This is a genomic window from Gardnerella sp. KA00390, assembly GCF_049244075.1.
In the GTDB taxonomy this organism is placed as follows: Bacteria; Actinomycetota; Actinomycetes; order Actinomycetales; family Bifidobacteriaceae; genus Bifidobacterium; species Bifidobacterium vaginale.
The window spans coordinates 492438-508160 of record NZ_CP058372.1; the positions used below are offsets into that span (position 1 = coordinate 492438).

General features: G+C 41.7%; 13 protein-coding genes. 11 read left to right on the forward strand and 2 right to left on the reverse strand.

Going from position 1 to position 15723, the window contains the following annotated elements; genetic code table 11:
* The first annotated feature begins 5 nt into the window (after positions 1–5).
* Both HXT53_RS01830 and HXT53_RS01835 read left to right on the forward strand, forming a co-directional pair.
* On the forward strand, positions 6–1235 hold the full coding sequence (locus HXT53_RS01830) for a phosphotransferase enzyme family protein (protein WP_174142745.1): 1230 nt from the start codon (positions 6–8) through the stop codon (positions 1233–1235).
* A gap of 105 nt (positions 1236–1340) precedes the next feature.
* A complete protein-coding gene (locus tag HXT53_RS01835) occupies positions 1341–2135 on the forward strand; it encodes an isoprenyl transferase (protein ID WP_004112377.1) in 795 nt (264 codons plus the stop codon).
* A gap of 26 nt (positions 2136–2161) precedes the next feature.
* Here the strand turns inward: HXT53_RS01835 and HXT53_RS01840 are convergent, their stop codons facing one another.
* Positions 2162–3391 carry a M20 family metallopeptidase gene (locus HXT53_RS01840; RefSeq protein ID WP_174142746.1) on the reverse strand — a complete coding sequence of 410 codons (1230 nt, stop codon included), beginning with the start codon at positions 3389–3391 and terminating at the stop codon, positions 2162–2164.
* 64 nt (positions 3392–3455) lie between these two features.
* The gene (locus HXT53_RS01845; RefSeq protein WP_004112383.1) at positions 3456–3830 is read right to left on the reverse strand and encodes an MTH1187 family thiamine-binding protein; all 375 of its coding nucleotides are present in this window, start codon (positions 3828–3830) and stop codon (positions 3456–3458) included.
* Positions 3831–4000: 170 nt separating this feature from the next.
* Between HXT53_RS01845 and HXT53_RS01850 the strand changes: the two genes are divergently transcribed.
* From HXT53_RS01850 to dnaE, 9 genes are all read left to right on the forward strand, one after another.
* The gene (locus tag HXT53_RS01850; protein WP_009993551.1) at positions 4001–5521 is read left to right on the forward strand and encodes a glycine--tRNA ligase; all 1521 of its coding nucleotides are present in this window, start codon (positions 4001–4003) and stop codon (positions 5519–5521) included.
* 69 nt (positions 5522–5590) lie between these two features.
* The gene (gene dusB, locus HXT53_RS01855) at positions 5591–6745 is read left to right on the forward strand and encodes a tRNA dihydrouridine synthase DusB (RefSeq protein WP_009993550.1); all 1155 of its coding nucleotides are present in this window, start codon (positions 5591–5593) and stop codon (positions 6743–6745) included.
* Positions 6746–6971: 226 nt separating this feature from the next.
* Positions 6972–8174, forward strand: coding sequence for a cell division protein FtsZ (ftsZ, locus tag HXT53_RS01860; protein WP_421780507.1), 1203 nt, complete (start codon positions 6972–6974; stop codon positions 8172–8174).
* Between the two features lie 24 nt (positions 8175–8198).
* On the forward strand, positions 8199–8666 hold the full coding sequence (locus HXT53_RS01865; RefSeq protein ID WP_004122172.1) for a cell division protein SepF: 468 nt from the start codon (positions 8199–8201) through the stop codon (positions 8664–8666).
* Positions 8667–8851: 185 nt separating this feature from the next.
* Positions 8852–9148 (forward strand): YggT family protein, encoded by a 297-nt coding sequence (locus HXT53_RS01870; protein WP_421780510.1) that lies wholly within the window; start codon positions 8852–8854, stop codon positions 9146–9148.
* A 172-nt stretch (positions 9149–9320) separates the two neighbouring features.
* The gene (locus HXT53_RS01875; protein ID WP_004112400.1) at positions 9321–10637 is read left to right on the forward strand and encodes a DivIVA domain-containing protein; all 1317 of its coding nucleotides are present in this window, start codon (positions 9321–9323) and stop codon (positions 10635–10637) included.
* 48 nt (positions 10638–10685) lie between these two features.
* On the forward strand, positions 10686–11180 hold the full coding sequence (locus HXT53_RS01880) for a signal peptidase II (RefSeq protein WP_004112401.1): 495 nt from the start codon (positions 10686–10688) through the stop codon (positions 11178–11180).
* Positions 11173–12105 carry an RluA family pseudouridine synthase gene (locus HXT53_RS01885; RefSeq protein ID WP_004112404.1) on the forward strand — a complete coding sequence of 311 codons (933 nt, stop codon included), beginning with the start codon at positions 11173–11175 and terminating at the stop codon, positions 12103–12105. The genes HXT53_RS01880 and HXT53_RS01885 overlap by 8 nt, the downstream gene beginning before the upstream one ends.
* Positions 12106–12157: 52 nt before the next feature.
* Positions 12158–15709, forward strand: coding sequence for a DNA polymerase III subunit alpha (dnaE, locus tag HXT53_RS01890; RefSeq protein WP_004115626.1), 3552 nt, complete (start codon positions 12158–12160; stop codon positions 15707–15709).
* The last annotated feature ends 14 nt before the right edge of the window (positions 15710–15723 follow it).

Genomic DNA, 15723 nt, shown 5'->3' on the forward strand with positions numbered 1-15723 from the left:
CGAATATGGAAAACGAAAGCAACGACCCTCAACTAGATATTGTTGCTCAAAGATGGGCAAATGTTGATTTAGATGAGGCAAATATGGTGTGTTCTCTTTTAGAGGATCCGCTAGAAGCAGATTGCGTTTTAAACCATAGTTTGCGTCCAATGGCTGCAGGTTCATTGCTTCGTGCACATTACAAAGATGATTCGTCAAAGCAATCTAAAAGTTTGGACGTTTATATTAAAAGATGCAGCACAAAAGTGAGGCAAGCGAGTACAATTAGGCCGTATCATCGTTTTGCGGAGCATCTTTTAAAAAATAGAATAAGCACGCCAAAATACTTGTATTTTAATAAAAATAGCGAGACTTCATTATCAGAATTATTAGGAAAAAATGTTCAAATAGACGATATTTACGTAGACGGCACTCTTCTTGTAATAGGCGATTGCGCTTACGAAGTGACCTTAAAAGCTAGCGGAGAAGATAGATACAAAGACGCGTACACTTGGGATCCGCCTAAAACGTGTGAAGAAGCCAAAAATCTTGGAGCAATGATGGCAAAAATCGCCTTAGCTTCACAAAGTTTTGACGAGCCAAATCCTAAGGAAATCAACGCTTTTCAATCAAGATTTAGTCTTTGTGCAAGCAAAGACGTGCAAAATGCTGCAGAAGTTTGGTTAAAAAATAGACCCGATTTAGCGGAATTCTTAAAAGAGCAGAATCGTGATTTTGTAAAAGATTTAAGCGAATTTGCTCCAACATGCAAAAAAATTTACGATTTGGGGTACGCGAATGTAAAAAAGCAGTGGACTCATGGCGATCCGCATATATCTAATTTTATGTGGGAAGGTAGCGCTCCAAGCGCAGTATTTGACTTTGGAATGGCGTATAAAAACACAGCAATCTACGATTTAGCAATGACTTTGGAACGCAACACAATTCAGTGGGTAGATATTGCGAATGGCAAAAAAGATTCATTTAGAACGGATTTAGTTAAGTCAATTTTGCAAGGATATGCTAGCGTTCGGCCATTAACAGATGTTGAAAAAGAGTTGCTTCCGTTTGTTCTTAGCGTAAGTCAAATTGAGCAATGCGTAGAATTTGTAGACTATTATTTAAAGTCAAATGGATCTTACGACTTTAAAATTTGGGGTTACGATACTGGGTTCTTAGAGCACGCTAGATGGTATAAATCTAGTTACGGAGAGCAATATTTAAACGCTTTAATAGAGATTTTGCGAGAAATATAAATATAGAGGATTTTGGCGGATTTTTTTATCTGATTTAGCTGGCTTTTATTAAGCTTTGCAAAACGGGTTTAAGTATTCGTTCAATGGGGTTGTTAGATTTTAACTATGAGTTTTGAAAACGTTGACTACACTTCGTTAAATATTCCAGCAGCTCCATTTAGTGATCCTAGCCGCGTGCCAGATTTTCCTAAAGGTAAAGTTCCTCGCCATGTAGGCGTGATTATGGATGGCAATGGCAGATGGGCTAAAGAGCGCGGAATGATTCGCACCGAAGGGCATAAAGCGGCGGAGCCAGTGGTTTTCGACACTATTGCAGGAGCCATAGAAGCAGGTGTTCGCTACTTGAGCTTGTACACGTTTTCTACGGAAAATTGGAAGAGATCTCCTCAAGAAGTGCATTTTTTGATGGGATTTTCTAGAGATATTATTCACCGCAGGGTTGCGCAAATGAACGAGTGGGGAGTGCGCGTGCGCTGGGCCGGAAGACGGCCAAAATTGTGGAAGTCTGTTATTGACGAGTTGGAAAAAGCTCAAGAGATAACGAAAAATAACACTACGATTGACGTTGTTTTTTGCTTAAACTATGGTGGTCGCGCGGAAATCGCAGACGCTTGCGCGGCAATTGCTAGGGAAGTTAAAAGCGGCAAAATTAAGGGTGATCGCATTAGTGAGAAGATGATTGCTGAACACTTGTATAACCCAGATATTCCAGATTGCGATCTTGTGATTCGCACTTCGGGAGAGCAGCGCACTAGCAACTTTTTGCCTTGGCAAGCGTCTTATGCTGAGCTTGATTTTGTGCCAGAACTTTTCCCAGATTATGGTCGCGAAGCGCTGTGGAGGTCAATTGACCGTTATGCGCATCGCGACCGCAGATTTGGTGGCGTAAAAAACGCTTAAACTTATCTGTTAGTAGAATTAATTTATTAGTCGCAAGCTAGCCAAGCGCAAGCTGCTATAACAGCTGATTCAAGTCCACGATTTAGAGTTGGTTGCAAATCTGGAGCAAAAGCTGGATTGTGATTTCCAGGAGCATTTTTCATGTCTTCAAATCCACCTAATCCCCAGTATGCGTAAGGTGTATTGAAAGCGTTCGCGACTATAGAAAAATCTTCCGAAGCAGAAGCGCGCGAAATATTTACAGAGTCTTCTCCAAAGTATTCATCAAAAGCTTTACGCACGCGCAAAGACGCATTCTTATCATTATTCGTAAGCGGATAGCGGTCATAGTATGTAAATTCTGGTTTCTTAGGACATCTTGCAAGCTCGCACTCTCCACGCACAATTCGTTCAATAGCATTGTATACAAATTTTTGAGTATCTTCGCTATAAGTTCTTGTGTTAATTAAAAGCTCGGCATCATCAGGAATAATATTCGACTTACTTCCTGCATTAAGCGCACCAACTGTAACAATTGCGTAATCTTTAGCTGCAAGTTCGCGAGAAACAATCGTCTGCAATTTCAACACAATAGACGAAGCTAAAACCACAGGGTCAACGCTTAATTCTGGCATAGAACCATGTGAACCTTTACCAAAAATGTGCACGCGAATCGAAGCTGCAGTAGTTAAGAACGCGCCCGAACGAATACCGACTGTTCCTGCAGGAATAGCACCCAACACATGCTGACCAAGGTAAACGTCAGGCTTTGCAATCATGCTCGTAATGCCATTTTCCACCAAGTATTTTGCGCCTTGAGCTGTTTCTTCTCCAGGCTGAAAAACGCCAATGTACGTTCCTCTCCAAGCATCTTTATGCTTGTTAAAAGCCTTCAAGGCGCCAAGTAGGCTGGAAATATGAAAATCGTGACCGCAAGCGTGTGAAACTCCAACCGTTTTGCCATTTTCGTCTTGCGTGCTAACTGTTGAAGTATAATCTTTCCCTGAATTTTCTTTAATTGGAAGCGCATCAATATCCGCTCTCATAGCAACAACAGGACCTTCGCCGTTTTTAATCTCTGCCACAACGCCTGTCTTGCCAACTCGCTTTGTTTCAATCCCAGCCTTGCTAAGAATATCAATAATTGTTTGAGCTGTATGATCTTCTTTCATTGACAGTTCAGGATGTTGATGAAAGTATTTGTATTGTCTTTCTCGTTCTGATTGGGTTTCATCTAAAGCGGATAATATCTTCTGAACTGCCGTAAGTTGCAGCATAAATTCCTGCTTTCTTTTGTTTTATTATAGCTTTGTTGAGTTTTGAGATTATTTGATTTTAGTTTTATTTTTCTTTATTTCGTTCTTCGAGAATCTTGTCTACAAGAGCAGCTTTTGCGTCGATTTGATCGCTAAAACCAGGACGAATGTCTAACTTTAAAATAACGCCTGTGCGATAGCCTTTTTCAACAAGAACCATAGTTGCGTCTTTTACAACGCGCATAACATCGTCGAATTCGCCTTCGATATTTGTAAACATTGCGTTCGTTTCGTTTTTTAATCCAGAATCACGAATCACTTTAACGCAATCTGCTACGTATTCGCTAAGTTCTTCGCCAACTCCGCTAGGAGCAATGCATAATGCTGCAACTGTATTAGTTTTGTGGCAATTCTTGTTATTGCAAGTATCGCAAGTATTGTTATCAGTGTTTTCGCTCATTTTAAATCCTCTCAAAGTGAAAAATATGTGTTGCAAAATTATGCTTACACTTTATTGTATTCGTTTAGCTTATATATGATGCTTATATATGTTGCTTTAGCGTCACAGGGTTTTTCTATAATAAACACCGTTTTCACCCAAATTTTCTAGATTTACGAAAAAGGTGTATTGTGGCTGTTTCAAAGCTTGATGAAGTCGTATCCTTGGCTAAGCGTCGAGGATTTGTGTTCCCAGCTGGCGAGATTTATGGTGGTACGCGTTCTGCTTGGGATTATGGTCCTTTGGGCGTTGCGTTAAAAGACAATATTAAGCGCGAATGGTGGCGTTATATGGTCACTACGCGTGGCGATGTTGTTGGAGTGGATACTTCTGTTATTTTGCCTTCCCAAGTTTGGGTTGCGTCTGGTCACGTTTCTGTGTTCAATGATCCTTTGATTGAGTGCTTGAATTGCCATAAGCGTCATCGTGCAGATAAGCTCGAAGAATCCTATGCCGAAAAGCACGGCGACAAAATGCCAGAAAATGGCTTGAAAGACATTGCTTGCCCAGATTGCGGCACTCGCGGAAACTGGACGGAGCCTCGCGATTTCAACATGATGCTTCGCACGCATTTAGGACCAGTTGAAGACGAAAACAGCTTGCACTACTTGCGCCCAGAAACAGCTCAAGGCATTTTTGTTGACTTTAAGAACGTTATGACTGCTACACGCCAAAAGCCACCATTTGGCATTGCGAATATTGGTAAGTCTTTCCGTAATGAAATCACTCCTGGAAACTTCATCTTCCGCACTCGCGAGTTTGAGCAAATGGAAATGGAGTTCTTCGTAGAGCCTGGAACAGACGAAGCTTGGCATCAATATTGGATTGATACACGCGTAAATTGGTATGTTGATTTGGGCGTAAAGCCTGAAAATTTGCGTATGTATGAGCATCCTAAAGAGAAGTTAAGCCATTATTCCAAGCGCACTGTAGATATTGAATACAAATTCGGCTTCCAAGGATCTGACTGGGGAGAGCTTGAAGGTATTGCAAACCGTACCGACTACGATTTGTCTGCTCACGCTAAGCATTCTGGCGAGGATTTGAGCTACTTTAATCAGGCTACTGGCGAAAAGTATGTGCCTTACGTTATTGAGCCTGCGGCTGGTCTTACCCGCTCGCTTATGGCATTCTTGGTTGATGCTTACGACGTTGACGAAGCTCCAAACACTAAGGGCGGAGTCGACAAGCGTACTGTTCTTAGACTTGACCCTCGCTTGGCTCCTGTTAAAGCTGCAGTTTTGCCTTTGAGCAAGAAGCCAGAATTGCAGGCTGTTGCTCAAGATTTGGCTGCGGATTTGCGCCAGCACGATTGGGTTATTGATTACGATGAGTCTGGTGCTATTGGTCGCCGCTACCGTCGTGAGGATGAAATTGGTACTCCTTTGTGTGTAACAGTTGATTTTGATACTTTGGAAGATCATGCTGTAACGATCCGCGAGCGCGACACTATGCAACAAGAGCGCGTTTCCTTAGACAAGGTTGCAGATTACGTAGCAAGCCGCATTAACGAAAAGCGCGTTAAGTATCCGCAAGGTCCTGTAGAGATTGTTGGTACTCGCGCTGCAGACGGTGGTGTGGATGTTTCTAAAGAAAACGGTGTTGATGAATCGCAGCCTGTAAAGATTGCTCAGGCTGGCGGCTTGTATTAATACTCGTATAGTGAAAAATCGCTAATAAACAAAAACAAAATATATTAAAGTGAATGGAGTTAAAGCAATATGGATTTTTCTATTAAACCAGTAGATTTAGGGAAAATTCATATTGCAACTCCTGTTGTTTTATCTCCAATGGCTGGTATTACTAACTGGCCTTTTCGAGTGATTTGCCGCGAATATGGTCCGGACGGGCTTTACGTAGCAGAAATGATTACAGCTCGCGCATTAGTTGCAAGGAATCCTAAAGCCTTGCGTTTATGCCGTTTTGCGCCTAACGAAAAAGTGCGTTCTTTGCAACTTTACGGAGTAGATCCTTCTATTGTAGAGCTTGCTGCTCGAATTGTTGTTGATGAGAACATGGCGGATCACGTTGACTTAAACTTTGGATGCCCAGTTCCTAAAGTTACAAGGCGCGGCGGCGGTTCTGCTCTTCCTTGGAAAACAGATTTGCTTCAGGAGATTTTGCATCGTGTTGTTTCTGTTTGTGATCCAGCAGGAATTCCTGTTACAGCTAAGTTCCGCGTTGGTATTGACGAAAATCATGAGACTTTTATGCAAGCTGGTCATATTGCGCAAGAAGAAGGATGTGCTGCTGTAACTTTGCACGCGCGTACCACTGCAGAATATTATGGTGGTCATTCTGATTGGAGTCGTATTGCTGAGCTTGTAAATGCTTTGGATATTCCTGTTTTTGGTAATGGCGATATTTGGGGTGCGGATGACGCTCTTGCAATGTTTAAAGAAACAGGATGCGCAGGCGTTGCTATTGGCCGCGGATGCCAGGGGCGTCCTTGGATTTTTGCTGATATTCGTTCTGCTTGCAATGGAAGCGACGATCGCGTTAATCCAAGTCTTGGGCAAGTTTGCAAGGTGATTTTAAGACATCTTGAGCTTTTAGTCGAGTTTTATGATGGCGACGAGCGAATGGCTGTTCATGACTTGCGCAAGCATATTGCTTGGTATTTAAAGGGGTTCCCTGTTGGAGGTGGAACTCGTAAGAATTTTATGGAATGTGAGTCTATTGAGGATGTCCAGCGTAATATTGATGCGTTAGATTCTTCGCTAAAGCTTCCTGAGCAAGTTTTAGACACGCCGCGTGGGCGAGTTCGTTTTGCAAAAAAAGTTCATTTGCCATATGGGTGGTTGGATTCTCGAATAACATCTCATAGTGAGCGTGAGGAGTTGTTTGGCGATGATCCAATGGATGCAAGTTACTAGGTTTTACTAGTGTTTTCTAGGGTTTTTGAGTATATAAAACATAATATAAACTACTGCTTAATATTTTAAACTTTTGTTAATAAAACGCATTAATGATTTGCGTATAGCACGGTGTATTATCGAATCGGTGACATTTTTTCAGTTTTTATTCATAAAACGCCGCCATTATCGAGCGTTTTGCGCTAAAGTAATGCGTAAACGTGCGTGTGAGTGACAGGAGACAACGGTGAGCGAGATTGCCCAGACTGACAATTTCAACGACAAAACCATAATCAAGGTAGTCGGCGTCGGTGGAGCCGGTGGTAACGCCGTCAACCGAATGATCACCGAGGGTTTGCAGAACGTAGAATTTGTGGCTATTAACACTGATGCCAAGGATTTGTTGCGTTCTGATGCTGACGTGAAGATTTCATTATCTGACGCTTCGAGTCGAGGATTAGGAGCAGGTGCTGACCCAGAAAAAGGCGCTAAAGCTGCTCAAGATCATCAATCTGACATTGAAGAAGCATTAAAGGGCGCCGATATGGTGTTCGTAACCTGCGGAGAAGGCGGTGGAACTGGTACGGGTGCAAGCCCTATTGTTGCCCGCGCTGCACACCAGCAAGGTGCTTTGACAATCGCAGTAGTTACGCGTCCATTCGGTTTTGAAGGACCTCAGCGTGCTGCATCAGCAAAACTTGGTATTGAGAATCTTCGTAAAGAAGTCGACGCTTTGATTGTGATTCCAAACGATCGTTTGTTGGAAATTTCAGATCGAACCATCGGAATTATTGAAGCTTTTAAGACTGCAGATACCGCATTGCTTGCAGGCGTTCAGGGTATTACAGATTTGATTACCATGAATTCTTATATTCATGTTGATTTCTCTGATGTTACCGCTGTTCTTCGCGGTGCAGGAACTGCGCTATTTGGTATTGGTGCAGCGAAGGGTGAAGACAGAGCTACGCAAGCTGCAGAAATTGCTATTAGCTCTCCATTGCTTGAAGAAAGCATTGAAGGTGCTCATGGTGCTTTGATCAATATTGCTGGTCCAAGTGATTTGAAGCTTCAAGAAGCAAGTGCAGCAACAGAGCTTGTTCGTAAGGCAATACATCCAGAAGCACAGATTATTTGGGGTCTTTCTTTGGACGATTCTTATGGAGACGAGGTTCGTGTTACTGTTATTGCAGCAGGCTTCGATTCTCATCCTAAGTCTGAAGACAGCAAAGCAGGTGCTTTTGTAGATATGCAGGCAGGAGTCGATTCTGTGGCTCCAGCTCATTCCACTACTGCTGCTCCTTCTAAGCCTGTGGAAACTGTTAAAACCGCTGAACCTGTTTCTTCTATGTTTGATTCTGTTGATCCAGTTAATCAATATCAAACACAGGCTACTCAAGTGAAGCCTCAAGACGAACCAGACGAGCTGGATATTCCTGATTTTCTGCGTTAAGCATAACTAGGGGAGGGCATCTTAATGGCTGGTTTTATGAAGAACATGATGTCTTATGTAGGCATGAGTGATGTTCAGGACGACGATGATTTCGCTGATTCTCAGACACAAGATACTTCGTTTGACAACGACCACAGTGTTGCTCCTATGAGCCTTCATAATGGTGATGCTGCACAATCTGGTAATGGTGCTTCTACTCGATCTAATGCAGGTCGTATGAGTCGCATTACTACGATTCATCCAAAATCTTATGAGGATGCGCAATTAGTTGGAAGAGCTTTAAGGGATGGAACACCAGTTGTCTTGAATCTTACGGGTGTTAGTGAATCCGTTGCATATCGCATAGTTGATTTTTCTGCTGGCGTTGTGTTTGGTGTTCGCGGATCTATCGAAAGAGTAACTCCTAGAGTGTTTCTTTTAAGCCCTTCTCAAGTAAATATAAAAGTTGAAGATGCTCCTAATGGCGGATCTGCTCGCGACTTATTCTCCTAAAGCTAAATAGCATGAGACTAGTCGCAAGCAACCGAACATTCGATTGCTACGCTTAACTTGTATTTAAGGCAGATATCTTTTAGGTATCTGCCTTAAATTTATACTTATTCTGTACTTATATTTTGGTTTACGATTAACTTAGCTATTGTGTAAAATTATTGAAAATAATTTAAAGGAAAATCTTAATGAATTTTGTAATATGCTTAATACTAATTTTGAATATTTTTATAAACGCTTATCTAGTAATACTGTTTATTCGCGCAGTTTTAGATTGGATTCCGTTTATATTTCGTTCTTTTAAACCAAATGCGATTTTGCAAAAATTCACTCAAATCATATATTTTATGACAGAACCACTTTTAAGATTTGCGCGAAAATTTATACCACCAGCAAGATTAGGTAGCATAAGTTTAGACGTGAGTTTTATGGTAGTGTACTTTTTGTTACTAGTTTTGCAAATGTTTTTGAACATGCTTTACTGATGCTTATTAATCACGATTTTTAATGAAGCGACACGTTAGTTATTAATTTAGAAAAATTTGGTAGATTTCGTAAAAAAATAATCGCTTTTTACACAATTTTTTCTATAGACGTGATAGCATCGAATAGATATATCAAAAGGGCTGCGCGCCCAAAAGTGAGGTGTAATGCATTATGGCTCTGTTAACGCCTAAAGACATTCGCGAGCATACCTTCCAAATCGTTCGATTCAAGGGAGGCTATGATGTTGACGAAGTTGATGACTTTTTGGATCAGGTTACAGAAACAATAGAAGCGCTTGGTCAGCAGGCAGTGCAGGGGCTTGGAGCTTCCACGCAGTCTCTTGGCGCCGATGTTGCTAGCTTGAACAATAAGATTTCTGATTTGACAAAGCAAGTTGAATCTTTAACAAAAGAAAATAATGATTTACGTGAAGCATCCAGCAGCGCGAACAAGAATGACAATGATCTTGCAGCAAAGCTTAAGGAAGCTGAAGAAAATAATCGTGCATTGAGCGAGCAGAATCAGCAGCTTAAAGAGCAGCTGGATGGTTTAGGTGCTCAGGTAGATCAGCTCACAGCACAGGCTGCAAATGCTGATAATGCTAAGGCAGACGCTGATAAGAAAGTTCATGAAGAGCTTGAAAACGTTACTCGCGAACGCGATGACTTTAGAGCAAGTAGCGAGAATTTGGGTCGCGAATTGGAAGAAGTCCGTCAACAGCTTGTTGTAACACAGCAGGAAAATGCAAAGGTTCAGGATTTGTCTCGTCAACTTGAAGAATCTCATAAACGTGAAGAGCAGCTTCGTGAGCAGGTTGCTAAGATGGAGCCAAGCACGGAAACAGGTAGCTTGCAGAAGATTGCAGGTGCCGGTGCAGAAGTGGGCGGTTCTGAGCCAGAACGCGCTACAGCAATGTTGACTCTTGCAATGCAATTGCACGATCAGTATGTAGATAAGGGCAAGGCTAAGGCAACTCAGATAGTCGAAGAAAGCCAAGCTCGATATAACGAGATCGTTACTAAGGCAGACGATTATTCTAATCGTACTCGTAGCGAGGCTGATGAATACAATAAGCAGACTCGTGGAGATGCGGATGATTACTCCGTTCGTACTCGTAGCGATGCAGACGCTTATGCTGCTCGCGCGCACAACGAGGCAGATGCTTATTCTGGTAAGGTTCGTCAGGCTGCAGATGATTATTCTAAGCAAACTCACGATCAGGCTGATCAATATGAGTCTGAAGTTCAGCATAGAGCAGCGGATTACGATTCCACTACTCGTACTGCTGCAGATGCTTACGCTCGCCAGGTGCGTGAGAATCTTGAAAAGCAGACTAAGGTTATTGAAGGAAACATTCAAAGCCTCAAGCAGTTTGAAACTGAGTATCGTACTCGCTTGACTGACTTCCTTGGTCAGCTTGTTGCTCAAGTTTCCGATGAGAACACTTACAGTTCTATGGAAAATCAGGACCAACAGGATCAAAAGTAGTTATACTAAATCCAGTTAGATTGGAAAAATACATTGACGCATTGTGATATGCGTGTAGAACGGCTGCGTAATCGCGCAGCCGTTTTTGCACTGATTGCTTTTATTGGAGTGGTTTTAGACCGCATAACCAAAGTTTGGGCATTAGCAGCGCTTAGTGGAGGAAAAAGCATTGATATTCTTCCACATTTGCTCTCTTTTACTCTTGTTAGGAATCCTGGAGCATCTTTTGGCTTAGGCTCTTCTTTTACTTGGGTTATTAGCGTGTTAGCTTGCGTTGCATGCGCTGCTATGATTGCGGTTATTAAGCACACAAAATCTTTATATTGGACTATTGCGCTTGCTTTAGCTTTTGCTGGAGCTTTTGGAAATCTTATTGATAGAGCGCAATATGCTCAAGGCTTTTTGGACGGAAAAGTCGTAGATTTTATAAACTACGGATGGTCCGTTGGGAATGTTGCAGATATTGAGCTTATGTTTGCAGGAATTGCAGTTATATGCCTTATTTTGATTGGGATTCCTCTTATAGAGCGCGCTGATGAGTGATATTCGTTTTACAGTTACGAGTCAATTTGCTGGATGCAGGTTCGACGTATGTTTGTCGAAACTTATGGGAGTATCGCGTGCAAACGCAATATCGCTAATCGATAGTGGCAAAGCAAAAATCTTAGATAGAAAATCACAAAAATCCTCCACTTTACAAGATGGAGATGTGATTGTTATAAATCAAGAGGAAGTTGATGATCAAAAAGAAAAGTCAACTAGCAAATCCACTATATGCAATATTCCAATAGTTTATAATGATGAAGATATTGTCGTAGTAGATAAGCCTGTTGGAGTTGCAGCGCATTCAGCAAAAGGCTGGGATGGCCCAACAGTGCCAGAATGTCTAGAAGCAAGCGGTGTTGAAATAAAAACAACCGTGTGCGATGAATCACGAAAAGGAATCGTAAGCAGATTAGACGTTGGAACAAGCGGATTAATGTTGGTTTGCAAAACAGATTTTGCGTATGAAGAAATGAAAAAACAGTTCGCAAATCATAGTGTGAAGAAAATATATCACGCTTTAGTCCAAGGAAATCTTAAACAAAATAAAGCTACAATTGATGCACCAATTGGGCGAGCAAAAGTTTCAGATTTTCGTTTTACAATAACTAAATCAGGTAAGCCTGCAATTACGCATTGGGATGTTATAGAGCGTTTTAAGGGAGCGACTTTAGTGAAAGTCAATCTGGAAACTGGCAGAACACACCAAATTCGTGTGCATTTTTCGTCAATAGGACATCCGGTAGTGGGCGATCCTATGTATGGCGCAAATCCTCAATTAAGTGAAAAATTAGGGCTTTCTAGACAGTGGCTTCATGCAATGAGTCTAAAATTTAAGCATCCTCGAACGGGAGAACTTATTAAAGTTGAATCGAAGTATCCGTTAGATTTGCAACACGCTTTACACGCCATACAAGAATTGTAAAAGTAGAGTTATTTAGTAAAACAGGTCATATTGCATCTATAGAATAGCCACTATGGCTAGGTTGGAAACAAACTTCGTACACTTACATAATCACACACATTATTCGCTTTTGGATGGTGCTTCGAAGATACCAGACCTAGTTGCACGTGCAAAAGAATTAGGTATGCCAGCTGTGGCTATTACAGATCACGGAAATATGCATGGTGCATACGAAATGTGGAGTACTGCTGTAAAAGCTGGAATTAAGCCGATTATTGGAATCGAAGCTTATGTGACCCCTGAAACAGCCAGACAAGACAAGAGCAGAGTGCATTGGGGAACTGAAGCGCAAAGAAGCGACGATGTTTCTGGCGGCGGTTTGATTACGCACATGACAATGTGGGCTGAAAATGATGAAGGCTTAACAAATCTACTCAAAGCGTCTTCTATAGCTAATTTAGAAGGTCGCGTAATGCGATACCCTCGAATGGATAAAGATGTGTTATCAAGGTATTCTAAAGGGGTTATAGCGTCTTCTGGATGCCCATCTGGTATTATCCAAACGCGTCTTCGTTTAGGTCAATTTGATGAGGCTTTACGCGCTGCAGGCGAGTTTCAGGATATTTTTGGGCGCGATAATTTCTTTATAGAATTAATGAATCATGGGCTTTCTATCGAAACGCGCGTTACTAAAGATTTGCTTGAGATTGCTAAGCGTCTTAATGCGCCTCTTCTTGCTACAAACGATTTGCATTACGTGCACGAAGAAGATCGCGAAGCGCAAGATGCAATGCTATGCATTAATTCAGGATCGCGCTTGGATGATCCAGACCGTTTTAAGTTTGATGGCTCTGGATACTATTTAAAATCTGCTGAGCAGATGCGTGAATTGTTTAAAGAGTTTCCAGAGGCTTGTGACAATACGCTAGAAATTGCCCGTCGTTGTAACGTTATGTTCGACGATGGTGAAGATGGCGCTTTTATGCCGCAATTTGATTGCCCTGAAGGTTGGGATGAGACTTCGCTATTCCTTAAAAAAGTTGAAGAAGGATTAGAGCGTAGATATAACAACAATGTTCCTATGGAAGTCTTAAAACAAGCAGACTACGAGTGTGGTGTTATATGTCAAATGCAGTTCTGCGGATACTTCCTAGTTGTTGCGGACTACATAAATTGGGCAAAAGCACATGGTGTTATGGTTGGTCCTGGACGTGGTTCTGCAGCAGGCGCAATGGTTGCGTATGCTATGGGAATTACTGAGCTTGACCCAATGAAGCATGGTCTGATTTTTGAACGATTCCTAAACCCAGAGAGAGTATCTTTACCAGATATTGATGTTGACTTTGACCCAGATGGTAGAGCCAAAGTTTTGGAATACGTCGGTGAAAAATATGGAAGAGATAAAGTAGCTCAATGCGTGATTTATGGAACGATTAAAACAAAGCAAGCATTGAAGGATTCAGCTCGAATAATGGGCTACGAGTTTTCCGTTGGAGAAAAAATTACAAAAATTCTGCCTCCTCCAAAAAACGGAAAAGATATGAGTTTCCACGATATTTTTGATGAAAAATCAAAGAGATACGCGGAGGCGCGCGAGTTTCGCGAAATGTATGACACTGATCCAGATACGAAGCGAATTACTGAAGAAGCAAAAGGTATTGAAGGTTTGATTCGCCAAACTGGTGTTCACGCTTGCGCAACAATCATGGGTTCGGAGCCGATTACTGATACTTCGCCTCTTTTGGAGCGTACTGATGGAACAATAACAACAACGTTCGAGTATCATACTTGCGAAACGTTGGGCTTAGTGAAAATGGACTTTTTGGGTCTTTCCAACTTAACAGTTATTAGGGATACGCTTAAAAATGTTGAGCATAATGGTAAAGAGCCTATTGACTACACTAAAATTCCGCTTGACGATAAGGAAACATATCAGCTTCTTGCTAGGGGAGACACTTTAGGAGTCTTCCAGCTTGATTCCGACGGTATGCGTGCCCTTCTGCGCACACTTAAGCCAGATAACTTTAACGATATATCGGCTTTGATTGCACTTTATAGACCAGGTCCTATGGATATGGATTCTCACACTAACTACGCCAAGCGTAAGAATGGTTTACAAGAGATAACGCCTATCCATCCTGAAGTTGCTGAGCCGCTAAAAGATGTTCTTGGAGAAACATATGGTTTGATTGTTTACCAGGAGCAGGTGCAGTCAGCTGCGCGTATTTTAGCTGGGTATAGTCTTGGTAAAGCAGATGTTTTGCGTCGAGCAATGGGTAAAAAGAAGCCAGAAGTGTTGGCTAAAGAAAAAATCCCGTTCTTTAAAGGCATGAAAGAACATGGTTATTCAGAAGAAGCTGCACAAGCTGTTTGGGATGTTCTGGTTCCTTTTTCTGGTTACGCGTTTAACAAGGCTCATTCAGCCGCATACGGTTTGATTTCTTATTGGACTGCGTATTTGAAAACGCATTATCCTGTGGAGTTTATGGCTGCATTGCTTCAAAACGAGCGCACGAATAAAGATAAGACAGCGCTCTACTTGGGTGAAGCTAGACGCATGGGTATTCGTGTTTTGCAGCCAGATATTAACGAGTCTGTTCTTGAATATTCCGCAGTTGGAGATGTAGTTCGTTTTGGACTCGGAGCTGTTAGGAATGTTGGTGATAAAGCCGTTAACGATATTATTAGCGAAAGAGAAAGCGATCGCGGAAAGTTTATTGATTTTAAGGATTTTGTAAACCGTGTATCTTTTGCCGCTTTGAATCGTAGACTTGTCGAATCTCTTATTAAATCTGGTGCTTTCGATTCAATTAATCCTTGTAGAAGAGCTATTTTTGAAATTTGTGAACCACTAATTGACTCTGTTATTTCTATTAAGCGCAGACAGGCAGGTGGTCAGTTTGATCTTTTTGCTGATCTTGATGATTCCGATAGTGATCTTGGAGATGCTCAAATCAACATTCCAGATGTTGAAGAATGGGATAAAAAAACGAAGCTAAACTTTGAGCGAGAAATGCTTGGGCTTTACGTTTCGGATCATCCTTTGAGTGGTCTTTCTGCTGTGTTGGCTGGTCTTAGGGAAATGTCGATTGCTCAGCTTTTAAATCGCGCTAAAACTATGGGCGAAAATCAGCAGGTAACTCTTGCAGGCCTTGTGACTAGCGTAGACAGGCGAGTATCTAAAAAAGGTAATGCTTGGGCGATTGTAACTATTGAAGACATGGAAAGTTCAATACAATGCATGTTCTTTGGTAAGGTCTATGAGTCATCTGCTGCAGAACTTGCGATTGATCAAGTTGTGAGAATTAGGGGACAGGTAGAGGTTCGAGACGAAACAGTGTCTTTAAGAGCAACTGAGTTTGAAGTTCCAAGCTTAGAGGCGGAAGATGCTCAGCCTGTTACAATTGTTCTTCCTTTGCAAGCATTAGAAAAGTCACGTATAAAAGAGCTTGAAAATATTGTTACAAGACATCCTGGTTGTTGCGAAATGAATCTTGCTTTGATTGATTCTAGAGGATGCGCAAAAGTGTTATCGTTTGGAGATAGATTTAGAGTTAAGCGAGATACGTCACTTTTTGCAGAGATCAAAATATTGTTTGGTCCTAATTGTTTGCCAAGCGCGTAGATTATGCTTAAAGT